The sequence below is a fragment of the Embleya australiensis genome, assembly GCF_051903075.1.
In the GTDB taxonomy this organism is placed as follows: domain Bacteria; phylum Actinomycetota; class Actinomycetes; order Streptomycetales; family Streptomycetaceae; genus Embleya.
The window spans coordinates 1,130,229-1,152,331 of record NZ_CP182422.1; the positions used below are offsets into that span (position 1 = coordinate 1,130,229).

Below are 22,103 nucleotides of genomic sequence, written 5' to 3' on the forward strand. Positions count from 1 at the left end.
CTAGGCATGGTTCTCGGCGACGTCTCCTCTCGCGCTTCGACGCGGGAGCGGTAGCCCTGCCTGCCCCGATACACGCGCCTGTGCCGTAGCACGCGCGTCGTTTTCACCTGCTCCTCGTCGAAGTGCTCTTCGTGCCCCGCACGTTCGATCACGAGGAGTACGTGGTGTCCACAATCCACTGGACCGAAGCCGACACGGTCCGATCCGCCCGCTGGCACTCCGAGAGCGCCGCACCGCTTCCCCGACGCGTCGTCGTCGCGGACGACCGGATGAAAGCCGATACCGCATACCGCCTGGCCTGCGAAGGCACGGCGGCGTTGTGGCGCGGCGACTACCACAACGCACGTCAACTACTGCGCGCGATGAACCACCGCCTCGACCGAAAGCCTCCCCGTTCGGGTGAGGGTGACAGTCCGGCCGAGTCCTTCCACCTCCACCGCCGCACCAAAGGCCACCGGGCCCGGGTTCTGGGCAAACTCCTCGTACTACTGGAGGACGACCACTCGCTGGCGCTGCGCAGAGCCCCCGACGTCCGTCGGGCGTGCACCGAGGCATACGGCCCACCGCACGGCCCGTCGGCGGTCTCGCTCACCGAACTGCTGGGCGTGATCGGAGCACGGCAGTGGCGCGAGAAGGGCGTGGAGATCCCGGCACTCGCCGCCCGCATCCACCCCCACTACGGCGTCTTCTCCCCGGTCAGGGGCGAGTACGTCGACCTGGTCGCACAGGCACCACTCCCCGGCGGCGGCCCCGGCCGCACCGCCTTCGACCTCGGCACGGGAACGGGCGTACTCGCCGCGGTCCTGGCCCACCGAGGAGTCGATCACGTGGTGGCCACCGACATCAACCCACGCGCATTGTCCTGCGCCCGCGAAAACATCCACCGGCTCGACCTCACGGGCCGCATCGAAGTAGTCGGCCCCTGCCTCTACCCGGAGGGCCGCGCCGACTTGGTCGTCTGCAACCCACCCTGGATCCCCGCCCACCCGACATCCGCAGTGGAACAAGGCGTCTACGACCCGAACAGCACCATGCTCCGAGCCTTCCTGAACGACCTACGCTCCCACCTCACACCGAACGGCGAGGCCTGGCTGATCCTCTCCAACCTCGCCGAACACCTGGGCCTCAGAACCCCCAACGAGATCCCCACAGCCATCAAGGCAGCCGGCCTCAAGGTGCTGGACAAGACCACCACAAAGCCCCAACACCCGAGAGCAAGCAACCCCAAAACCCCACTGCACGCAGCCCGCGCCGCAGAAACCACATCCCTATGGCGCCTGACCGCCACCTGACCCCAACTCCGCCGGCCCCCACGGTCACCCGGTCCCGCCGTCGAGACCCTGGGGGCTGTCAGTTGCTTGCACGGGAACACGCTGCCCGAGTCGTTCTGTTCGGCACCCTCCGCGCTCGCCGCATCGCGGCCGGGTCTCCGCTGTATGTAGCGTGCGCAAATGACAAGAAGCGAGCGACTCGCGGAGCAGTTGGACTGGTACTGGTACAAGAACCTGCGGCCGCGGCTGGACGGCCTTACCGATGAGGAGTACTTCTGGGAGCCGGTGCGCGGCTGCTGGAGCATCCGCCCGCGTGTCACGTCGGTCGCACCGGTGTCGGAAGGTTCGGGGGAATGGACGATGGACTCCGCGTCCCCTGCCCCGGTGCCGGCGCCGGTGACCACGATTGCCTGGCGGCTGGCGCACATCATCGTCTCGTGCCTGGGCTACCGGGTCGAATGGTACTTCGACGGCCGGGACGTCGACTTCCGGACATTCGCCTACGCGGGGACCGCTGACGAGGCGCTCGAACAACTCGACGAGATGTATGGGAGATGGAACGCGGGGGTCCGCGAGCTGTCGGACGCCGACCTGGACAATCCGCCCACGGTGGGTCCCGAGCGGTTTCCCATGGAGAACAGGGTCCTGCACGTCAACAGGGAGCTGATCCATCACGGTGCCGAGATTTCCCTGCTGCGCGACCTCTACCACTGGCAGGACGAAGCCGTACCGCACCGAATATGAACTTTCGGAGGGGCCGGCGTGCGGGCGCCAGGCGCTGCTCGTGCCGCAGTATGGCCGGCACGAGTACCGCTATCCGGCCCGGCGGCGGCGACCGCCACGAGGAACGTATCGCCTGGTTACGGCCATCGCGGCGCAACGCGCCTGGTCACAGCCGGGTGGTGAACCGGCCGTCGGGCAGCTTGCGTGGCCGGCCCCGCCCGGCGAGCCTGGCCGGTTTCCGCGCAGCGACTCCGACTTGCCCCGTAGCGTCACCTCCGGCGCCGGCACGTCGCCGACCTGCCGGGTCGCAACCGGCCCGCCCGCGTCGCGAACAATGGCGGGGAGAGGCCGGTAGTCCGGCGGACCTGCTCCCCGTCCCGGTCGCGAAATCGAGCACGTACGGATCAAGAACGTCGGAACCGGCAAGTGCCTGGCGGCCGACGGCGACGGCGCGGGTGAGAACATCGTGCAGGACGGCTGCGGTGAGCGCCGCCACCACTGCGGCGATGGGTGCCGAACACCGGTCCGCGTGTCCAATCGCGTTCGCGACGTCACTCCGGCCGGGAGAGCACCGCCGCGCGATGGTGTCCCACGTACTCACGACCGGGCCCGGGGCCTCATGGATCCCGTCGTCCGCGACCATCCCCGATCATCCACCCTCGCAGGGCCGTTCGGCGCCCTCGGCCGCCCCGATCCCGCAGCCCCGGAACGTGTTTGGCTCCCGCACGAGGTCCCCACGCGCCGCAAAGCCGCCCCTCACTGCACCGACGGGGCGGCCTTGGTCGCGCTGCGGACGCGATCAGCCCTTGAGGGCTTCAGTCAGGCGGGTCCATGAGGCGTGAGGAACGGCGAGGGCACCGACGCCGAGTTCCTTGCTGTCGCGAATCGCAACGGAAGCGCGAGTCGAGGCAGTCTCGACGCAGTCGCCGTCGTTGTGGCTGTACGAGCTCTTCCGCCAGGCGAGACGGGCCTCAGGGCGAGTGTGACGCAGGGTCATGTCAGTTCTTTCTGATCGTGGCAATCAGTTCACGGCTATCCTCCGGGCTCAGGGCGTGTCTGGCCAGGTTCTTGAAGAGCCGAGTGATCCGCCGCACGTCACGGGGATCGTCCATGAACGTGCTCCCGCCGACGCCCTGTCCGAATGCCACGGAGGGCTCGCCTTCACCGTAGGAGAGGATCTGGAAGGGATTCGACTGGGTCCCTCCGGCTCCGGCCGCGAAAGGAATCACGCGCACCTCCACGTGGGGCAACGCAGTCATCTCCAGCAGGTGTCGAAGTTGCGCGTCGTGCTCGGCGCTACCGCCGACTTCGAACTCGAGCACGGCTTGGGTAATCACGGCTTCTATAGCCAAGCACGGGTCTTCATAGACACGCCGCTGACGGCAAGTACGCACCTCAACCAAGTCGTCTACCTGGTCGGGGTTCAGATCGTTGAACCCAACGGCGGTGACCTCTCGCGCATACGCCTCGGTCTGCAAGAGCGGTGGCATGACCGCAAGTTGGTAGTCCTGGCGCAACGTGGCCCAGTCCTCGTACTCCAGAACCATGGCGTAGTTGGCCGAGATGACGTCGCCAAAGCGTGACCACCACGGTGGATCCGCGTTCCAGACAGACATCGCCGTCAGCTCAAGCGCCTCGCGTTCACCGTCGGCCAGCCCGAAGAAGTCGACCAGTGCATAGAACTCTCGTTCTGTGCAAGTTCGATCGCCGGTTTCGGTTCGCGTGAGCGTGGACTGGCTGATGCCAATGGCCTTGCCCACGCTCTCCGATGAGCGTCCCATTCGCACGCGGATCTTGCGCAGCCGCGCGCCCAGTTCGCGTCGAGCCTTCAGATTACCCGGTCCCGTGCCTGCCATCGAGCGCCTTCCATCCGAGGATTTCCACCCCATTGTGCAGCTGCGCAGCATCGCTGACGGCGCGAGCCTAGCGACGTCGACACTCGTTCGCATGACTTCTGAATAATTCACGCATGTGGCTTGACTCATGTAGCGCGGTGCATGCAGTCTCGTTCAAGTCACCGCCTGTGCTTGAAAGATCACCAAGTGCAGCAAGATCGCGATGCCCTGTGCACCACTGGCAGTGGGGAGTCGGCGCGCAATGACCCATTTCGCAAACCCGTGCACGGGAGTGCACCGGATCGATCTGCCCCCCGGCCCGGAAGCAGCCTGTATGGCCCGGGAATTCGTGGCGCTGTGGAGTAGCGGATGCGGCCGGGGCGACATCGTTGATGTGTTGCGGCTCGTGGCGTCCGAGTTGGTGGGGAATGCCGTGCGGCATGCCGGTGGGGCTCGGTCCATCTCGTGTGTGGTGGACGACCGGGGTGTCGTGGTCGAAGTCGTTGATGGTGGTGGGCCGTTCGCGCTTGGGGTGGAGCCTCCCGCCGACGACCGGGACTGCTGTGGGCGTGGGCTTTTTCTGGTCTGGGCCATGGGATGTGGGCTCGGTTCTGGGCCCGTTCGTGGCGGTGGCAAGTGGGTTCGGGCGGTGGTTGCCACCGAACTCGGCATGAGTGCAGGCGAGTTCGGCGCAGCGTTCGATCTGGAGTGACTGGACGTCGTCACCCGCCGATTTTCTTCCGACGAAACGGAGTTGTCGTGTCCGAAAGCCAACCCTGTTCCACCGGCAGCCACTTGATGTCACCCGAAAGAGTGGTCGGGCTGCTTCAGACCTTTGAGACCGCTCGTACCTTTCTGAAATGCCTCTCGCTCGCCGACGTCCACCTCCTGCCGAGCGTCCCGGGCGGCCACGCGACCGTGGCCTGGAGCGCGCCCGGCACGCCCGTCCCCCGGGCGTTCGACGACGAACGAAACCTGGTCGGCTGGTTCGAGGAAGTCCCGGAGTACCTGGGCCGGATCGACGCGATCATGCACGTCTCGCCCGTCGGCGCCCACCGCGACGGGGACTTGGAGGCGGCCGCGGCAAACGGCACGTCCGCGACCTTCCGGCGCATGAACGAACACCCGTCCGCACGCGACCGCCCCATGACGATCGGCGTGGTCACCGACGACGACTCCGGCCTCGTCCTCACCGACCGGGGCGTCTGGCACACCCTGCTCCCGCAACCGATAGACCTCGTACCGCTCGGCGCCAACCTCGGCACCTACCTGGCCGGCCTGGCCCCGGACGACGAAGTCCTCCCCTACCGGTGGTGCCTGCGCGCGCTCCGCCACTACTGGATCGGCATCGTCTTCGTCCTCGACCGACGAGCCGTCCTCCACTGCCCCTGCGGCCGGGACACCATGCACCATCACCCGTCGTGGGAAGACCTCCGCGAGCCCCGACCCTGATCGCACCCGGGCACCGGGTCGAACGGAACGGAGCAGCGGGCCGGGCCGACCCGAACCGGCGACGAGTCGAGCACGATCGCCGCCGCCCGCACCACACTCGTCCAATGCTCTTCGTCGAACCCCAGGGCGTACTCCACGCAACACGCGCAATCCGGCAGCAGCGCGACGAACTCCCGCTCCTCCTCCGTCTCGGCCACCCCGTCCCACCAACTACCGCGAGCCACCTCGGCGAGGGGAACACCTTCGTCGACGATCCGGGCCGCCAGTCGCCGCAGCGCGTAACGCCAGGCCAGGTCGGGAGTCGGCAGTTCGATCCCCGTCTCCGCGAGCGCCTGCTCGAACAGGTCCCCCAGATCACGAACATCGTCACCTCGGCCCAACCCGGCCAACTCGCACAGCGCCGGCGATTCCAACCCGGCCGCCAACGCCTCGGCGGCGATCATCGGCAGATCCGCCGGCTCGACCCCGTCCGCCCGGTAACGCCACGCCACCTCCGACAGCGCCATGAAGGCGGCCCCCGACCGGGGTTCGGGCTCATGCGGGCTTGCGGCTTCTTCTTCCATAGGAACACAATGCCCGACCCGCGCGTTCGACCACAGCGCAGTGCGCACCGTCGCGCGGGTGCGTGAGCTGCGGACGAGCGCTGCTCACGGCTTCGGGTGCTCCCGGAACGAGCGCGTGTAGCGGCATCCGTCCACGTCGACCCAGAGCACCGCGCCGTCCGGGGCGGGGCCGGCAGTCAGGCGCTCCGGCAGCCGGGGATCGGCTCCGATGCGGAACGTCTCGTCGTCGAGCGGGACGAGTTCCGGTTCGTCGCTGGGCGCTTCCACGCCCGTCGCGGCGATCATGTGCAGGCGTCCCGCCCGCTGCACGATGTCGAAAGCGGGATACCAGGGGGTGTAGCTCCGGTAGCGGCCCACGAGTGCGTGCGGTGGGGCGGTCGGCGCGGCGGGATCGGGACCCAGTGACTCGGGGCCGTAGAGCCAGCGTCCGTCCCGGGAGTGGTGGTACGCGGACCACTCCGGGTGATCGCACACCAGCCGCCCGTCCCCCGCGTCGTACAGCTTGCCGGTCACCCCCTCCGAGGTGAGCGTGAGCCGGTCGTCCCCCGCGGACTCGACGCGGATCCGACGCGGCGCCGTTCCGTGGACCCCCACGTAGCGCCGAGCGTCGGGGATCCGCTCCGGGTCGAACAGTGCCGGGTCCGCCGGGGCTCCCTGGACGACGGCGAGCACATGGCGGGCGAAGCGGTTGATGATCCGACACTCGCCGGGTGCGTTGGTCAGCACGGCGACACCGTGCCCGCCGTCGATGTCGACGGCGAGGTACGAGCGGTATCCGACCATCCCGCCGGCGTGCGTCAGCCAGGTGCGGCCGTCGATCACTTCCACGCCCACGCCGCACGCGTAGCCGGGACCGACCGCATCGGAAGGCACCGTGAGGAACTGTCGAAAACGCTCCGGCCCGACGATCGTGGTGCCGTCCAGGGTGCCCCGGCCCAGCAACATGCGGGCGAACAGGCCCAGGTCGGAGGCGGTCGCCAGGACGTTCCCATCGGCCGACGAATACTCGAAGAAGCCGGCCGGCGCGACGGGGGCCGATGGCAGCGGCGGCCGGTCGTCGCGCAGGAACCGGTATCCGGTGGCGAGTTCGGCGATGTCCTCGTGGGTGATCCGCGCCGCCGAGTCGCGCATGCCCAGGGGCCGCAGCAGACGTTCGGTCATGGCGTCCGCCAACGATTGCCCCGTCACCCGCTCCACGATCAACCCCAGCAGGTTGTAGCCCTCGTTGGAGTAGTGGAACAGCTCACCCGGTTCGACCCAGGTCTTCGCATCGCGCAGCGCGTAGCCGCGGGCGGCGGCATCGGGCAGCGTGTCGGCCCCGGTCACCAGGCCCGAGGTGTGCTGCAGAAGGTGCCGGACGGTGATCGCGCGGGAGCCGCCGTTCGGGGCGAACCAGGGCAGGTGGTCGGCGACGGCCGCGTCGAGGTCCACCTTCCCCTCGTCCGCCAGTACGCCGAGCAGGAAGGCGGTGAAGGTTTTGCTGATGGAACCGATCTCGAAGCGCGTGCGACGCGAGATCGGCGCCCCGGACTCCGCGTTCGCGAACCCCGCCGTGACGAACGCCGACTCGCCGGTCCCATCGACGACGCTGATTGCGATTCCCGGCACCGGCCACCCGCTTCGCAGCCCCTCCGCAAGCCCCGAGAGCACTTGTCGCACGTCCGGTTTCACATGCGTGCGCCCGCCCGTCCCGGGCGCCGACCGCGTGATTTCCGACGGGATCCGTTCGCTCATCCTGGGCTCCACTCTCCGTTCGCGCCTGGTCGGCACAACGTACGGGGGAGCACCGGGGCTGTCCTTGTCGCGCCCGTCAAAGCCGCGTCCCCTCGGTTGTCGCCGCCACCAACGCCGAGCCGAGGTCACCCGGGGTAACCGACATCAAGCCGTCAATCGGTCGGCTGGTTGGCCGTGAGCAGGGCGTCGATTCGGGCGCGGTGGGCTGTCTCCCAGGCGGCCAGGGTCTCGGCGGCTTCCGTGGCCGATTTGTGTTGGGCGTCGTGGAGTACCTGCGCTCGATGGGCGCTCGGGACGACCACGATGCCCTCCTCGTCGGCGACCACGATGTCGCCGGGGTCCACGTCGACGCCGCCGCAGCGCACCCGGGCGTTGAGCGGTGTCACGGCCGCCTTCATACCGGGGATGGGGATCACGCCCCGGGCGAACACGGGGAAGCCCATCTCCCTTACCTCCGCCAGGTCCCGGATCACCCCGTCGGCCACGAATGCCGCGATCCCGCGCCGCCGCGCGACGGCGCATACGTTGCCGCCCGCCAAGGCGTAGTCCACGTCGCCGGATTCGACCACGACGATCGAACCGGGCTCGGCGCGATGAATGGCCGCGTGCAGCATGAGGTTGTCGCCCGGCGGACACCGCACGGTGAACGCGGGGCCGGCCACGCGCGGCATCGGGCCCCACAGCGGCCGGATCCCGATGTCCATCACCTGCGCGCGTCCGAGCAGGTCGGCGAGGGTGGTCGGCGATATGTCCGCGAATCCGGCACCGTCGTTCATCGGCTCATCCTTTGTTCGCATCGGGCGACGAGACGGCGCGACACTACCGAACAGGCCATCCGCTCCTGCCGGTTGCACTCTTTCGAGTGGCCCGATCCGCGTCGTCGCCGATCCCGTCCCGTCAGTCGCTACAACAGGACCGCGAACCTGATCACGACGACTCCGGGGCGACACGATGACGATGACTCAGATGACGAGGACGAGGGCCACTGGGCGCCGGATGGCCTCCCTGGTGGTGGCGGCAACGAGCGTCGGCGCGCTGCTGTTCACGCCGGGCACGGCTGTGGCGGCACCGGCCGCGGGGGCGACGGCGTCGGCCTCGCGCATTCCGCTGCACGACGCGATCGCCAATCTTCGGGTCGCGGAGGAGGATCGTTCCGGCTATGACCGTGCCGCGTTCCGGCACTGGATCGACGCGGACAAGAACGGTTGCACGACGCGCGCGGAGGTGCTGATCGACCAGGCCGTGCTTCCGCCCGAGATCGGCGCCAAGTGCGCTCTTGCCGGAGGGCGTTGGTATTCCTACTACGAAGATGCCTACGTCGACGGCGCGGCCGGGCTGGACATCGACCACATGGTGCCGTTGGCCGAGGCGTGGGACTCGGGCGCGTCCGCGTGGACTTCGAAGCAGCGTGAGGCGTATGCCAACGACCTCGACCAGCCTCGGGCGTTGGTGGCCGTGACGGCGAAGTACAACCGCTCCAAGGCCGATCAGGATCCGAGCACGTGGCTGCCGCCGTATGAGGGGGCGCGCTGTACGTACCTCACGGACTGGGTGATCGTGAAGACCAAGTACGACTTGGCGGTCGACCCGACCGAGCTCGACACGCTCCGGCGACTGGGCGCGCAGTGCCCCAACGTGCCGATCGAGCCTGGCACGCCCTGAGGGTCCTCAAGCGCCGGACGGGCTGGGATGGGCTGCGTTCGGTGAACGGTTGCCGTTCACGGGTGCCTGCGCAGGCGTCCTCAAACGCCGGACGGGCTGAGATGGGCTGCGCACCCGGATGCCGTTTAGGGGTGCCTGCGTGGGCGTCCTCAAACGCCGGACCGGCTGGAAGGGTGGTGCTGTCAGGCCGGAGCTCTCCAGATGCGGATGGTGCGGTCGTCGCCTCCGCTGGCCAGGGTCGTCCCGTCGGGGCTGAACGCGATCGACTTCACCCTGTCCGTGTGGCCCGTGAGTGTGGCGACCCGGGTGCGCCGGGCGACGTCCCACAGCCGGATGTCGTTGTCGTTGCCCGCGGTCGCCAACGTTCGGCCGTTGGGGCTGAACGCGAGCGATTCCGCGTACTTGTGTTTGAGGACGCCGAGCGGGGATCGTGTGGCGACGTCCCACAGCGTGACGGCGTGGGCGGCCGTTGCCAGGATCCTGCCGTCCGGGCTGAACGCCACTTCGGATACCGCCGTGGTGTCGTGGCCGGTGAGCGTGGCGGCGATCGTGCGTGAGGCGAAGTTCCAGATCCGCACGGCTTCGGCCGCGCCGCCGGTCGCCAGCAGCCTGCCGTCGGGGCTGAACGCCAGCGTGTAGAGCGAGTTGTCGTAGGCGTCGTGGCCGTACATCATGCCCGCGTCGGCATAGCCGGCCGTGTCCCACAGCCGCACGCCGTAGCCGTCGGCTCCGGCCAGGAACGCCCCGGAAGGGCTGTACGCCAGCGAGCATGTGTTGTCGTAACGGTTGGAGCCCGGGCTGCGGGTTGGGTCGACCGTGCCGGCGCGTACGTCCCACAGCCGCACCGTCCTGCCGTAGTCGACGCCGGCCAGCGTCCTGCCGTCCGGGCTGAACACCACGGAACGGAGCATCTTCTCGGTCTGCTCGGGCAGTGTCGCGGCCAGGCCGCGGTCGGTGAGGTTCCACAGCCGCACGACCGTGTCGCCCGTGGCCGGGTCCTCGAACTTGGCCATGCCCCCGCCGCCGGCCAGTGTCCGACCGTCCGGGCTGAAGGCCACGGTGTTCACCGCGCTGCCGTACCCCGTCAACCGGAACAGGGACTTGTCCTCGTAGCCGTCGCCGCCGCGGGACCAGGCGAAGGCGCCGCCTGCCGCCCCGGCCAGGGCGGCGGCACCACCACCGATGAGCAGGGTGCGGCGGCTCGGCCGGCGGGGTGCGACCGGTTGCCCGGACCCGGCATCCGCCACGGGCGGCGGTGCGGTGGGAGGCGTGCCGGCGGCGGACCGGGTCGGGGCGTCGTGGATCCGGGGATTGACGATCGTCACGGCCGGCGGCCGTTGTTCGCGCGGCGGGGGCACGTCGCGCAGGCGCTGCGCGGTGGTCGGCGCGTCGGGGCGTTGCCGGGGGTCCTTGGCCAGCAGTGTGGGCAGGACGGCGGCCAGCGGGCCCGCGTGCGGGGCGTCCGGCGGCGTGCCGGTGAGTACGGCGGTGATGACCGCGGTCAACGTCGGCCCGTCGAACGGCGGTCGGCCCTCCACGACGGCGAAAAGCGTGGCCCCCAGGGCCCACATGTCGGCCGCGCCCTCGGCCTGCCGGCCCTCCAGTTGCTCGGGGGCCATGTAGTGCGGCGTGCCGATGACGGTGTGCGTGCTGGTCAGCTGCATGACGTCGTCGAGGATGCGGGCGATGCCGAAGTCCGTGACGACCGCGCGGTGTTCGCCGACCAGGACGTTGTCGGGCTTCAAATCGCGGTGCACCACGCCCGCGGCGTGCGCATGCGCGAGGGCCTCGGCCAGGTCCGCGCCGAGCACCGCGGCGCGCTGCCACGGCCACGGGCCGTGCTCGGCCAGTTCGGCGGCGAGTGAGCGGCCGCGGACGAGTTCCATGACGATCCACGGGGTACCGCCGTGCTCCGTGACGTCGAACACGGTGACGATGCCGGGGTGTTGGAGCCGGGCCGTGGCGCGGGCCTCGCGCTGGGTGCGGGCGATCAGCTGGTCGCGGGTCACGTCGGGGATGCCCGGGGGCAGCAGGATTTCCTTGACCGCGACATCGCGGTCGAGGACGTCGTCATGACCGCGCCACACGCGCCCCATGCCGCCCTGCCCGATGGGCGCGACCAACCGGTAGCGGCCCCCGACCAGCAACCCCGCAGTCCCCGTCACGGCGATCACTTTAACCAGCACTCCGGGGACCCTCCCCATCAGCCCGTGATCATCCCGCACCGATGCGGCGTTCGGGTTTGTGGGGGCCGCGTGGGCGGGGCCGAGGGCCGGGGGTCACCTGGTGGTTCGGGCCCGCCAGCGTTGCATGACTCCGACGAATTCCTCCTGGAGGAAGGCGAAGAAGTCGGCGGATTCCAAGGCTCGGGCGCCTGCCGGGGTGTCCGGGCCCAGGGTTTGGGCGCCGTCTCGGAGGATTGTCTCGAAGCGGCTCAGGAGTTTGTCGCGCTCTCCATAGGTCTCGTACCAGAGTTCGTCGTGCAGGCAGTAGCGGTCCCGGCGCGAACCCGGCTCGCGTTCGCGGTGGACCATGCGCACCTGGGTGAGGTAGCCGATCGCCGAGGACACCGCCGCCGGGCTGATCCGCAGCGACTCGGCGAGTTCGGCCGAGGTCATGCTCGCCGAGTCGGCCGCGAGGAGGGCGGCGAACACGCGCGCGCCCATCCGCTGCATGCCGGCATCCGTCAGCTCGCCCGCGAAGCGCTCGACGTAGCGTGCGACGGCCGCCTCGTCCCGCTTCGCCACCGACTCTTCTTCTCGCATCCGGCTCACCTTACGACCACCCTCCGGGCACCCACGAAGCACGCTGCCGCTTCGTCTTCATGATTCTTGACTTTTCTTAACTTCACAACTTTCTGAAGGACGCGTATGTTCTGAAACATGAACACGGCGATCAGCGTCTCCGGTCTGCACAAGTCCTTCGGGCGCACGCACGCCCTCGACGGCCTGGATCTCGAGGTCGCGACCGGAGAGGTACACGGCTTCCTCGGCCCCAACGGCGCCGGCAAGTCCACGACCATCCGCGTCCTCCTCGGCCTGATCCGCGCCGACCGGGGCGACGTCACCCTCCTCGGCGGCGACCCGTGGCGCGACGCGGTGGCCCTGCATCGCCGCGTCGCCTACGTACCCGGCGACGTCACCCTCTGGCGCAACCTCAGCGGCGGCGAGGTGATCGACCTGTACGGCCGGCTGCGCGGCGGCCTGGACCCGGCCCGGCGCGCCGACCTGCTGGACCGGTTCGAACTCGACCCGACCAAGAAGGGCCGCGCCTACTCGAAGGGCAACCGGCAAAAGGTGGCCCTGGTCGCCGCGTTCGCCTCCGACGTGGACGTCCTGATCCTGGACGAGCCCACCTCCGGCCTGGACCCGCTGATGGAGGAGGTCTTCCGTACCTGCGTCGCCGAGGAACGCGATCGCGGCCGCACCGTGCTGCTGTCCAGCCACATCCTGGCCGAGGTCGAGGCGCTGTGCGATCGGGTCAGCATCATCCGCAACGGGCGCACCGTCGAGTCCGGTTCGCTGGCCGACCTGCGCCACCTGAGCCGCACCACCGTCCGCGCCCAGCTCACCGGCCCGGCCGACGGCCTGGCCGACCTCCCTGGCGTGCACGACCTGCGCGGCGACTGCGACCACGCCGTGCTCCAGGTGGACAACGAGCACCTGAACCCGGTGCTGCGCCGGCTGGCCGAGATCGGCGTACGCGGCCTGACCAGCAGCCCGCCCACCCTGGAGGAGTTGTTCCTGCGCCACTACCGCACCGAGGACACCCGGCCCGTGGCGGTGTCCCGGTGACCGCCACCACCATCACCCCCGCCCCCACGGCGTCGGCCCGCCACCTCGCCGGCACCCCCACCCTCCTCCGCCTCGCCCTGCGTCGCGACCGCGTGTTGATCCCGGTCTGGGTGGTGGCCCTGGTCGGCACCCTCTTCAGCACCGGGCGCTCCCTCGAAAAGCTGTACGACACCGCCGCCGAACGCGCCGACGTCGCACACGACATGAACGCCAACGGCTCGTTCCGGGCCCTGTACGGCGCGGTCTACGCCGACTCCTACGGCGCCCTCACCGTCTGGCGCGTCGGCGCCACCGTCGCCCTCCTCGCCGGCCTGATGAGCCTGCTCGTGGTGATCCGGCACACCCGCGACGAGGAGGAGACGGGTCGCCAGGAGGCCCTGTCCGCCGCGATGGTCGGCCGTCGGGCGCCCCTCACCGCGGCCCTGGCCGGCGCCGCCCTGGCCAACCTCGCGCTGCTGCTCCTGTGTACCGCCGTCCTGCGCGGCGCCGGCCGATCCACCGCCGGCTCCCTCGCGTTCGGCACCGCCGTGGCGCTGACCGGCATGGTCTTCGCCGGCATCGCGGCGGTGTCCGCGCAGCTGACCGAGAACACCCGACTCGCCCGCGGCATCGCCGTCGCCGTCCTGGGCGTCGCCTTCGTCCTGCGCGCGGCGGGCGACGCGGCCCGGCCCGCGGCCGACGAAGGCAGCCATCCACTCGTGTGGGTGACCCCCCTCGGCTGGGCCGAATACGTCCGCCCCTTCGCCGGCGACCGCTGGTGGGTCCTGCTTCCCTCCGCCGCCCTCGCCGCCGGGTGCGCCGTGCTCGCGTACGCCCTCGCCGGTCGGCGCGACATCGGCGCCGGCTTCATCCGCCCACGCCCCGGACCGGCCCACGCCCCCGCGTCGTTGGCCGGCGCATACGGCCTGGCCTGGCGCCTCCAACGCGGCACCCTCGCGGCCTGGGCGATCGGCCTCGCCTTCGGCGGCGCGGTGTTCGGCGGCATCGCCGACGGCGCCAAGGACATCGTCGGCGACAACGACGGCACCCGTGACCTGGTCCGCCGCATGGGCGGCCACGTCGACCTGACCGACGCGTTCCTGTCCACCCTGATCGGCCTGCTCGGCCTGATCTGCGTGGTGTTCGCGGCCGGTTCGATCCTGCGCCTGCGCGACGAGGAGACCGCCGCCCGGGCCGAACCGCTGCTCGCCAACGCGGTCGGCCGACTGCGCTGGGCCGGCGGACACCTGGTGGTCGCCTACCTCGGCACGGCCGCCGTCCTGGCCGCCGGCGGCCTCGCGATGGGCCTGTCGTACGGGATCACCGTGGGGGATGTTTCCGGCCAACTCCCCCGCGTCCTGCTCGCCACCCTGGCCCAGACGCCCGCCGTGTGGGTGATGACCGGCCTGGCCGTCCTGATCGTCGGCGCCCTGCCCCGCCTCACCCCGGCGGTCTGGGGCCTGGTCTGCCTGGTGATCGCGCTCGGCTGGCTCGGCCCGGCCCTGAAGTTGCCGCAGTCGCTCCTGGACGTATCACCGTTCGCCCACCTGCCGAAGCTGCCCGGCGCCGACGTCACCGCCACGCCGTACGCCTACCTGCTCACCCTCGCCGCCATCCTGCCCATCGCGGGCCTGACCGCCCTCCGCCACCGCGACCTCGGCTGAACCCCGCGGCAACCACCTTCCCGACCGCCCCCACCCTCACCCCATCTCCTCCAACGTCTTGCCCTTCGTCTCCGGCACGAACTTCAACACGAACGGAATCGACAACACCGCAAAACACGCGTACATCACATACGTGGCCGACAGATTCCAGTCCGACAACGTCGGAAACGACACCGTGATCACCCAGTTCGCGATCCACTGCGCCGACGCCGCCACCCCCAGCGCCGCCGCGCGGATCCGGTTCGGGAACATCTCGCCGAGGAAGACCCACACCACCACGCCCCACGACAGCGCGAAGAACAGCACGAACGAGTGGGCCGCGATCAGCGCGACGGTGCCCTCGGTGTCCGGGAGTTTGATGTTCTTGCCCTTCCCGGTGCGGGCCGAGAAGGCCCACGCGACCAGGCCGAGCGAGATCGCCATGCCCGTCGAACCGACCAGCGCGAGCGGCTTGCGGCCCACCCGGTCGACCAGCGAGATGGCGATGATCGTGCCGATGATGTTGATGATCGAGGTGGTGAACGAGTACAGGAACGAGCTGTTCGGGTCGATGCCCACCGACTGCCACAGCGACGCCGAGTAGTAGAAGATCACGTTGATCCCGACGAGCTGCTGGAACACCGACAGCCCGATGCCGATCCACACGATCGGCAGGAACACGAACCCGCCACCGCCCAACAGATCCCTGAACGTGGACTTGTGCTCACGCCGCATCGCCGCCCGAATCTCCGCCACCCGTGCGTCCAGGTCGACGTCGTCGGACTCCACCTCGGCGAGCACCTTCCGCGCCTGCGCCTCCCGACCGACCGAAAGCAGGAAGCGCGGCGACTCGGGGATGGTGAAGGTGAACAGGCCGTACAGCACGGCCGGCAGCACCATCACGCCGAGCATCACCTGCCACGCCTCCAGCCCGAAGATCAGCTTGCCGCGCTGGTCGCCGTCGGCCAGGTTGAGGATGCCCCAGTTGACCAACTGCGAGACCGCGATGCCGGTGACGATGGCGGCCTGCTGGAACGAGCCGAGCCGGCCGCGATAGGCCGGCGGGGCGACCTCGGCGATGTACGCCGGGCCGATCACCGACGCCATCCCGATCGCCGTACCGCCCAAAACGCGCCACAGCGCCAGGTCCCACAGCGCGAACGGCAGCGCCGATCCCACCGCGCTGGCCGCGAACAGCACGGCGGCGATCTGCATCACCCGGATGCGCCCGATCCGGTCGGCGATCCGGCCCGCGATCGCGGCCCCGATCGCACAACCGACCAGCGCGGCGGCGACCACCTGGGCGAGCAGGCTGGAACCCGGCGAGAACTTGCCCCGGATGCCCTCGACCGCGCCGTTGATCACCGAACTGTCGTAGCCGAAGAGGAATCCGCCCATGGCGGCGGCGGCCGTGATGAAGATGACGTGGCCGAGGTTCTCCGAATAGCCGCCGCCGGAACCACCGCCCGGGGTCCCGTCGCCACCGCCGCTCGACTGCCCGGTCGTCGCTGTGCTGCCGACCAACGTCGCCTCCTGGGTCCGTACGTCCGTGCGGGTCGGTGCGCCCCGCACGGTTCGGTACGCCCCGCCCCGGTCCGGTGCGCCCGTCCGGTCCGGGGCGGTCCGTACGGTGTTCCGGACCCGGCCCGGTTGCCGGATCTTGAGAGTTGCCCGATATTTCGCCGCTAATCATCGGCAGGCGACCGGAAGGCGTCATCCGCCACCCGGATCCGTCAACCGGACCGTCGTCCGGGATTCCGTTCCGCCCCGAGCATTTGCCAGAACTAGCCGATCGCCACCGAGCGCTTCTCCGCCGCCCCACACCCGTGTGAGTGTTTCGCTCGCTCGGGCACGTACCCGGCCTGCACGGTCGCCCGTGTCGCTCCCCAGCGCCGCGGTGCACGTCGGCGACGTGGTCGAGGCATGTCCCCTCCCAAGGAGCCTCGATGAATCGCAGAACGACCACGGCCGGGACCGTGCTCGCCCTGATCGCCGGCCTGGCGATCGGCGCGGTCGGCCCGACCTCGGCCGGGACCACCGGACCGTCCTCCCCTCCCCCCGCAAGCTCGCAGGACAAGGCGGTATCCGCCGCCGACCGGGCAGTCGCGAACGGTCTGGACGCCCTCGCGAAGGGCCCGGACGAGAAGTTCGAACGTCAGCTCGTCACCCCCTGGATCAACGACCTGTACTCGGTCGCGTACCAGCGCACCTACCGCGGCCTGCCGGTCGTCGGCGGCGACGCGGTGGTCATGGCCGACGGTCAGGGCCGGGTCCGCGGAACCCAGGCCGCGACCAGCGCGCAGATATCCGTCCCGACCCGGGCGACCGTGGCCGCCGGCACCGCCGAGGCCACGTCCAAGGCCCAGCTTCCGGTCGTGGACAAGGTCGAATCACACCGCCTCGTCGTCCACGTCCTGGACGGCAACAGCAACCTGGCGTGGGAGACGGTGGTCACCGGCCGTACCGACACCGCCCCGAGCCGACTGCACGTGTTCGTCGACGCGAGCACCGGCCAGGTCCTCGACAAGGTCGACGACGTCAAGGCCGGCACCGGCAACAGCCAGTGGAACGGCCCGAATCCGCTGACCATCCAGACCAGCGGCTCGGCCGGTTCCTACTCCCTCCGCGACTCCACCCGTCCCGGTCTGAGCTGCGCGGACAACGCCACCGGCCAGGTCTTCACGAAGTCCACCGACTCGTGGGGCAACGGCCAGGCGTCCAGCAAGGAGACCGGCTGCGTCGACGTCATGTGGGCGGCGCAGAACGAGTGGAACATGCTCAAGGACTGGCTCGGTCGCAACGGCCACAACGGCACCGGCGGCAGCTGGCCGGTCAAGGTCGGCATCAGCGACATCAACGCCTACTGGGACGGCTCGTCCGTCTCCATCGGCCACAACCAGGCCAACCAGTGGATCGGCTCGATGGACGTCGTGGGCCACGAATTCGGCCACGGCATCGACCAGTTCACCCCCGGCGGCACCAGCCGCGAAGCCGGACTCGGCGAGGGCACCGGCGACATCTTCGGCGCGCTGACCGAGGCGTACACCAACGAGCCCACTTCCTTCGACTCGCCGGACTACACCGTCGGCGAGACCGTCAACCTCGTGGGCCAGGGCCCGATCCGCTACATGTACAAGCCGTCCACCAACGGCGACCCCGACTGCTACAGCTCCTCGATCCCGAACACCGAGGTGCACAAGGCGGCCGGCCCGCTCAACCACTGGTTCTACCTGCTCGCCGAGGGCACCGCCCCGGCAGGCAACGGCAAGCCCGGCAGCCCGACCTGCAACAACACCACGCTGGCCGGCGTCGGCATCCAGAACGCGGGCAAGGTCTTCTACGGCGGCATGCTGCTCAAGACCAGCGGCATGACGTACAAGAAGTACCGCACCACGACGCTGACCGCGGCGAAGAGCCTCGACCCGACCTGCGCGCTGTTCAACAAGACCAAGGCCGCGTGGGACGCCGTCAGCCTGCCCGCCCAGACCGGCGACCCGACCTGTGTCGGCAACCCGGACGACTTCTCCCTCTCGCTCGACCCGACCTCGGGCAGCGTGCAGCCCGGCGGTGACGTCACCACCTCCGTCGCCACCGCGACCACGGGCGGCAACGCACAGCAGCTCACCCTGACCACCGGGACCCTGCCCAGCGGCGTGACCGCCGTGTTCACCCCGGGCACCGTCCAGTCGGGCGGCAGCGCGTCGCTGAAGTTCACGGCGAGCGCGGGTGCGGCCCAGGGGACGTTCCCGATCACGGTCACCGCCACCGGCACGGCCACCACGCACAGCGCGCAGTACCAGCTGACGGTCGGTTCCGGTCCGGGCAACCCCGACTTCTCCCTCTCGCTCAACCCGACCCAGGGCACCGTGACGCCCGGCGGGGACGTCAGCACGTCGCTGACCACGGCGACCCTCAGTGGCACCCCGCAGCAGCTCACGCTGGCCGCCGGGAACCTGCCCAGTGGCGTGACCGCCGTGTTCACGCCCGGCACCGTGCAGTCCGGCGCGTCGTCGTCGCTGAAGTTGTCCGCGAGTTCCGCGGCGACGCCGGGGACGTACACGGTGACGGTCACCGCCACCGGTACCTCCACCACGCACAGCGTGGACTACCGGCTGACGGTCGGCACCGGTCCGGGCAACTGCTCCGCGCCCCCGTGGGACGCGAACACCGTCTACGTGGGCGGCAACACGGTCTCGTACCAGGGGCACACCTACCGCGCCAAGTGGTGGACCCAGGGCGAGACCCCCGGAACCACCGGACAGTGGGGGGTGTGGCTCGACCTCGGACCGTGCTGAGGACGCCGGCTCGCGCGCAGTCCGCGCGAAGTCGAGGCCGCCGGTGGGTATTTCGGGTCGGTAGTACCCACCGGTAGCACTCGTCCGTAGCTCCACCCACAGTCCTGTTTCTTCGATCGTGCTGCCCGGCAGGCCCGCAGATGGGCCCGCCGGGCAGCCGCACGTCGAGCCCCGCGCCGGCTCCGGCGGACGGACTCCCTTGTCGGGCAGAGCGAACGACCTTGCCGGACACCCTTGACAGTGCCGAGAGAGCGGGCCTAATTTCCTCTACAACTCTTAGGAAGGTTTCCTAACAGTGGCGAAAGGGAGACCGCTCATGGCCGGGAGCACCGAGCGCGGCGCGGCAGCGTCCGGGCGGGAGCAGGCCGGGCGGCCGAGCCTTTTGCGGGCCATCAACGACCGGGCCGCGCTCGAACTCCTCTTGCGGCACGGGCGGCTGTCCCGGGGTCAGATCGGCTCGATGACCGGTTTGTCGAAGCCGACCGCCTCCCAGCTGCTCTCCCGCCTGGAGGCGGCGGGCCTGGTCGTCGGGGTCGGTACCACCGAGGGCGGCCGGGGGCCCGGCGCCCAGCTGTACGAGATCAACCCGGCGGCGGGGCACGTCGCGGGCCTGGACGTCACGCCCGCCCGGATCCGGGTGGCCATCGCCGATCTGACCGGGCGCGTGGTGGGCGAGCACGAACTGGCCACCCCGCGCCGGGAGTCGGCCGATACGCCGGGCCGGATCAGGGAGGCGGTCCGGGCCGCCGCCAAGCCGGCCGGACTCGACCTCGCCGATCTCGCGCACATGGTGATCGGCATCCCGGGCGCGTTCGACCCGACCACCGAGCAGTTCCGCTACGGACGCCACCTCGCGGGCTGGCACTCCCCCGGGGTGCTGGACCAGATCCGCGAGGCCCTGGGCCTGACGGTGGACGTGGAGAACGACGTCAACCTCGCCGCGCTCGCCGAGCAGCGGGACGGATCGGCCCGCGACGCGGGGGACTTCGTGCTGCTGTGGGTCGACGAGGGAATCGGCTGCGCGATCGTGATCGGCGGCCGACTGCACCGAGGCTCGACCGGCGGCGCGGGCGAGGTCGGCTACATGCCGATGCCCGGCGCGCCGCTGCCGCACGACGTCAGCCGGCGCAACACCGGCGGCTTCCAGCAACTCGCGGGCGCGCCCGCGGTGTTGTCCCTGGCCCGCGCCTACGGGGTGGGCAGTCGTACCGCGCCGCAGGCCGTCGCCCGGGCGGTGCGGGCGACCGAACCGCGCGGCGGCGCCTTCCTCGACGAGCTGGCGAACCGGCTGGCGGTGGGGATCGCGGTGATCGTCTCGGTCCTGGATCCGGGACTCGTCGTGTTGTCGGGGGCCATCCCGATGGCCGGTGGCGAAGCGTTGCGCTCGCGTGTGGTGGACGAGTTGCACCGCCTCGCGATCCCGCGCCCACGCGTCGTGCTCGGCGACGTGCCCGCCAACCCCGTGCTCACCGGCGCCGTGCACGCGGCGCTCGACGTCGCCCGCGACGTCGTCTTCACCACGACCTGACGCACCACGCACGCCCGTAGGCCCGCCCGGTACACCCACCTCGTACACGCACGCCCGTCTTCGTACGCCCATCCCCGTACGCGCACCACCCGACGCCGTCCACCGCCGCGACCCGTCGGCACCCGGGCGTACCCCGCCCCGGGCCCACCTCGCCCGGGCACACCCCCGTCCAGGCACACCCAGCGCCACCGGCAGCACCCGTACCACCGCCAGGACCACGGCGCCGCTCGTCCCGGCCGCGCCGCCGCCATCTCCGGAGGAGGACCCAGTGCACAGACTCCCACGGCTCCGTCGTTCCCTCACGACCCTCGCGTGCGCCGCCACGCTCGCCCTGATGGCCTCCGCGTGCGCCGGCGACGACGGCGGCTCGGGGTCCGGCACCGGCGCCTCGGAGGCGCCCGACAAGAAGGTCACCATCACCTTCTGGCACGGCTGGAGCGCCGAAAGCGAGACCAAGGCGGTCAAGGACCTGGTCGCCAAGTTCAACGCGTCGCACCCGAACATCACGGTCAAGATCGTCTCCAACGTGACGGACGACAAGATCACCCAGGGCATCCGCTCGGGCAAGGGCCCGGACGTGGTGTCCTCGTTCACCACGGACAACGTCGGCCAGTTCTGTTCGTCGGGCTCGTGGCTCGACCTCGCGCCGTGGCTGGCCCAGTCCAACATCGACCCCGCCACCACCTTCCCGAAGGCGGTGATGGACTACACCCAGTTCCAGGGCAAGCGGTGCGCGCTGCCCCTGCTCGCGGACTCCTACGGGCTCTACTACAACAAGGACATGTTCGCCGCGGCGGGCATCGCGGGGCCGCCGAAGACGATGAGCGAACTCATCGCGACCGCCAAGAAGCTCAACCAGCTCAACGGCGACGGCACCTTCAAGGTCGCGGGCTTCCTGCCCACCTTCCACGCCTACGAGTTCACCCCGGCGCACGTGCTCGCCCAGTACGGTCCGACCTACCAGACGCCCGACGGCAAGTCGGCCCTGTCCAAGGACCCGGGCGTCCCGCAGTTCCTCAACTGGCAGCGGCAATTCGTGGAGAGTCAGGGCGGGTTCGACAAGCTGGAGAAGTTCCGCACCACCTTCGGTGAGGAGTTCTCCGCGGAGAACCCCTTCATGAGCGGCAAGCTCGCGATGACCATGGACGGCGAGTGGCGCACCGCGATGATCGCGAAGGACGCGCCGAACCTGAACTACGGCACCGCGCCGTTCCCGGTCCCGGACGACCAGCTGGACAAGTACGGCCGCAGCTACCTGACCGGCACCACCATCGGCATCGCCAAGTCCAGCCATCACCAGCGCGCAGCCTGGGAGTTCGTCAAGTTCGTGACGACCGACACCGACGCGCTGAACCAGCTCGCCGGGGCGATCCACAACGTGCCGACCACCAACGCCGCGCTGGCCGCTTCGCCGCTGGCGAACGACGAGCACTTCAAGCCGTTCATCGACGCGTTCAAGCACCCCGCGAGCAACACCACGCCCGCCAGCCCCAACGGCGGCAAGTACCAGGTGACCTTCCAGGAGTTCGCGTACAAGTGGGAGGCCGGCGGGGGTGGCGACCCGAGCAAGGGTCTGGCCGATCTGGACAAGCAGATCGACACCGACGTGGCCCAGGTCCAGTGA

17 protein-coding genes and 2 pseudogenes are annotated in these 22,103 nt (G+C 70.1%); 11 read left to right on the plus strand and 8 right to left on the minus strand.

Going from position 1 to position 22,103, the window contains the following annotated elements; all coding sequences use genetic code 11:
• Nucleotides 1-164 precede the first annotated feature (164 nt).
• Both ACMXN5_RS04630 and ACMXN5_RS04635 read left to right on the plus strand, forming a co-directional pair.
• The gene (locus ACMXN5_RS04630; RefSeq protein WP_439674121.1) at nucleotides 165-1,292 is read left to right on the plus strand and encodes a methyltransferase; all 1,128 of its coding nucleotides are present in this window, start codon (nucleotides 165-167) and stop codon (nucleotides 1,290-1,292) included.
• Between the two features lie 159 nt (nucleotides 1,293-1,451).
• Nucleotides 1,452-2,015, plus strand: coding sequence for a DinB family protein (locus ACMXN5_RS04635; RefSeq protein ID WP_439674122.1), 564 nt, complete (start codon nucleotides 1,452-1,454; stop codon nucleotides 2,013-2,015).
• 778 nt (nucleotides 2,016-2,793) lie between these two features.
• On the opposite strand, the gene ACMXN5_RS04640 is transcribed toward ACMXN5_RS04635, so the two are convergent.
• On the minus strand, nucleotides 2,794-2,991 hold the full coding sequence (locus ACMXN5_RS04640; RefSeq protein ID WP_439674123.1) for a DUF397 domain-containing protein: 198 nt from the start codon (nucleotides 2,989-2,991) through the stop codon (nucleotides 2,794-2,796).
• Between the two features lies 1 nt (nucleotide 2,992).
• On the minus strand, nucleotides 2,993-3,850 hold the full coding sequence (locus ACMXN5_RS04645; RefSeq protein WP_439674124.1) for a helix-turn-helix domain-containing protein: 858 nt from the start codon (nucleotides 3,848-3,850) through the stop codon (nucleotides 2,993-2,995).
• A 241-nt stretch (nucleotides 3,851-4,091) separates the two neighbouring features.
• Between ACMXN5_RS04645 and ACMXN5_RS04650 the strand changes: the two genes are divergently transcribed.
• Together ACMXN5_RS04650 and ACMXN5_RS04655 are read left to right on the plus strand one after the other, a co-directional pair.
• Nucleotides 4,092-4,541, plus strand: coding sequence for an ATP-binding protein (locus tag ACMXN5_RS04650; protein WP_439674125.1), 450 nt, complete (start codon nucleotides 4,092-4,094; stop codon nucleotides 4,539-4,541).
• A gap of 86 nt (nucleotides 4,542-4,627) precedes the next feature.
• Nucleotides 4,628-5,281 carry a hypothetical protein gene (locus ACMXN5_RS04655; protein WP_439674126.1) on the plus strand — a complete coding sequence of 218 codons (654 nt, stop codon included), beginning with the start codon at nucleotides 4,628-4,630 and terminating at the stop codon, nucleotides 5,279-5,281.
• Here the strand turns inward: ACMXN5_RS04655 and ACMXN5_RS04660 are convergent.
• The 3 genes from ACMXN5_RS04660 to ACMXN5_RS04670 form a co-directional block, all read right to left on the minus strand.
• Nucleotides 5,242-5,787, minus strand: coding sequence for a hypothetical protein (locus ACMXN5_RS04660; protein WP_439674127.1), 546 nt, complete (start codon nucleotides 5,785-5,787; stop codon nucleotides 5,242-5,244). The genes ACMXN5_RS04655 and ACMXN5_RS04660 overlap by 40 nt on opposite strands.
• 141 nt (nucleotides 5,788-5,928) lie before the next feature.
• The gene (locus ACMXN5_RS04665) at nucleotides 5,929-7,452 is read right to left on the minus strand and encodes a serine hydrolase domain-containing protein (RefSeq protein ID WP_439674128.1); all 1,524 of its coding nucleotides are present in this window, start codon (nucleotides 7,450-7,452) and stop codon (nucleotides 5,929-5,931) included.
• Nucleotides 7,453-7,730: 278 nt separating this feature from the next.
• Nucleotides 7,731-8,354, minus strand: coding sequence for an RraA family protein (locus ACMXN5_RS04670; protein ID WP_439674129.1), 624 nt, complete (start codon nucleotides 8,352-8,354; stop codon nucleotides 7,731-7,733).
• Nucleotides 8,355-8,544: 190 nt separating this feature from the next.
• Between ACMXN5_RS04670 and ACMXN5_RS04675 the strand changes: the two genes are divergently transcribed.
• Nucleotides 8,545-9,240, plus strand: coding sequence for an HNH endonuclease family protein (locus tag ACMXN5_RS04675; RefSeq protein WP_439674130.1), 696 nt, complete (start codon nucleotides 8,545-8,547; stop codon nucleotides 9,238-9,240).
• Between the two features lie 182 nt (nucleotides 9,241-9,422).
• On the opposite strand, the gene ACMXN5_RS04680 is transcribed toward ACMXN5_RS04675, so the two are convergent.
• Nucleotides 9,423-11,405: a WD40 repeat domain-containing serine/threonine protein kinase gene (locus tag ACMXN5_RS04680; protein WP_439674131.1), complete on the minus strand. Its 1,983-nt coding sequence runs from the start codon at nucleotides 11,403-11,405 to the stop codon at nucleotides 9,423-9,425.
• Between the two features lie 114 nt (nucleotides 11,406-11,519).
• Nucleotides 11,520-12,005, minus strand: coding sequence for a GbsR/MarR family transcriptional regulator (locus ACMXN5_RS04685; RefSeq protein ID WP_439674132.1), 486 nt, complete (start codon nucleotides 12,003-12,005; stop codon nucleotides 11,520-11,522).
• Nucleotides 12,006-12,122: 117 nt separating this feature from the next.
• Here ACMXN5_RS04685 and ACMXN5_RS04690 point away from each other — a divergent pair, with 117 nt between their 5' ends.
• Both ACMXN5_RS04690 and ACMXN5_RS04695 read left to right on the plus strand, forming a co-directional pair.
• On the plus strand, nucleotides 12,123-13,034 hold the full coding sequence (locus ACMXN5_RS04690) for an ABC transporter ATP-binding protein (protein ID WP_439674133.1): 912 nt from the start codon (nucleotides 12,123-12,125) through the stop codon (nucleotides 13,032-13,034).
• Nucleotides 13,031-14,677, plus strand: a complete 1,647-nt coding sequence (locus ACMXN5_RS04695; RefSeq protein WP_439674134.1) for an ABC transporter permease — start codon at nucleotides 13,031-13,033, stop codon at nucleotides 14,675-14,677. The genes ACMXN5_RS04690 and ACMXN5_RS04695 overlap by 4 nt, the downstream gene beginning before the upstream one ends.
• 36 nt (nucleotides 14,678-14,713) lie before the next feature.
• On the opposite strand, the gene ACMXN5_RS04700 is transcribed toward ACMXN5_RS04695, so the two are convergent.
• The gene (locus tag ACMXN5_RS04700) at nucleotides 14,714-16,180 is read right to left on the minus strand and encodes a sugar porter family MFS transporter (RefSeq protein ID WP_439674135.1); all 1,467 of its coding nucleotides are present in this window, start codon (nucleotides 16,178-16,180) and stop codon (nucleotides 14,714-14,716) included.
• Between the two features lie 422 nt (nucleotides 16,181-16,602).
• On the opposite strand from ACMXN5_RS04700, the pseudogene ACMXN5_RS04705 reads away from it, so the two are divergent.
• From ACMXN5_RS04705 to ACMXN5_RS04720, 4 genes and pseudogenes are all read left to right on the plus strand, one after another.
• Nucleotides 16,603-18,486: pseudogene (locus ACMXN5_RS04705) on the plus strand (M4 family metallopeptidase); the annotation flags it as partial.
• A gap of 336 nt (nucleotides 18,487-18,822) precedes the next feature.
• Nucleotides 18,823-18,951: pseudogene (locus ACMXN5_RS04710) on the plus strand (carbohydrate-binding protein); the annotation flags it as partial.
• Between the two features lie 316 nt (nucleotides 18,952-19,267).
• Complete coding sequence (locus ACMXN5_RS04715) at nucleotides 19,268-20,479, plus strand: ROK family transcriptional regulator (RefSeq protein WP_126635900.1); 1,212 nt, start codon at nucleotides 19,268-19,270, stop codon at nucleotides 20,477-20,479.
• A 334-nt stretch (nucleotides 20,480-20,813) separates the two neighbouring features.
• A complete protein-coding gene (locus tag ACMXN5_RS04720; RefSeq protein WP_395787045.1) occupies nucleotides 20,814-22,103 on the plus strand; it encodes an ABC transporter substrate-binding protein in 1,290 nt (429 codons plus the stop codon).

Coding starts and splice junctions, on each gene's coding strand:
- ACMXN5_RS04690 (WP_439674133.1), top strand. CDS start 12,123: ATGAACACGGCGATCAGCGTCTCCGGTCTGCACAAGTCCTTCGGGCGC.
- ACMXN5_RS04650 (WP_439674125.1), top strand. CDS start 4,092: ATGACCCATTTCGCAAACCCGTGCACGGGAGTGCACCGGATCGATCTG.
- ACMXN5_RS04645 (WP_439674124.1), bottom strand. CDS start 3,850: ATGGCAGGCACGGGACCGGGTAATCTGAAGGCTCGACGCGAACTGGGC.
- ACMXN5_RS04720 (WP_395787045.1), top strand. CDS start 20,814: ATGGCCTCCGCGTGCGCCGGCGACGACGGCGGCTCGGGGTCCGGCACC.
- ACMXN5_RS04675 (WP_439674130.1), top strand. CDS start 8,545: ATGACGAGGACGAGGGCCACTGGGCGCCGGATGGCCTCCCTGGTGGTG.
- ACMXN5_RS04655 (WP_439674126.1), top strand. CDS start 4,628: ATGTCACCCGAAAGAGTGGTCGGGCTGCTTCAGACCTTTGAGACCGCT.
- ACMXN5_RS04715 (WP_126635900.1), top strand. CDS start 19,268: ATGGCCGGGAGCACCGAGCGCGGCGCGGCAGCGTCCGGGCGGGAGCAG.
- ACMXN5_RS04640 (WP_439674123.1), bottom strand. CDS start 2,991: ATGACCCTGCGTCACACTCGCCCTGAGGCCCGTCTCGCCTGGCGGAAG.
- ACMXN5_RS04685 (WP_439674132.1), bottom strand. CDS start 12,005: ATGCGAGAAGAAGAGTCGGTGGCGAAGCGGGACGAGGCGGCCGTCGCA.
- ACMXN5_RS04635 (WP_439674122.1), top strand. CDS start 1,452: ATGACAAGAAGCGAGCGACTCGCGGAGCAGTTGGACTGGTACTGGTAC.
- ACMXN5_RS04660 (WP_439674127.1), bottom strand. CDS start 5,787: ATGGCGCTGTCGGAGGTGGCGTGGCGTTACCGGGCGGACGGGGTCGAG.
- ACMXN5_RS04670 (WP_439674129.1), bottom strand. CDS start 8,354: ATGAACGACGGTGCCGGATTCGCGGACATATCGCCGACCACCCTCGCC.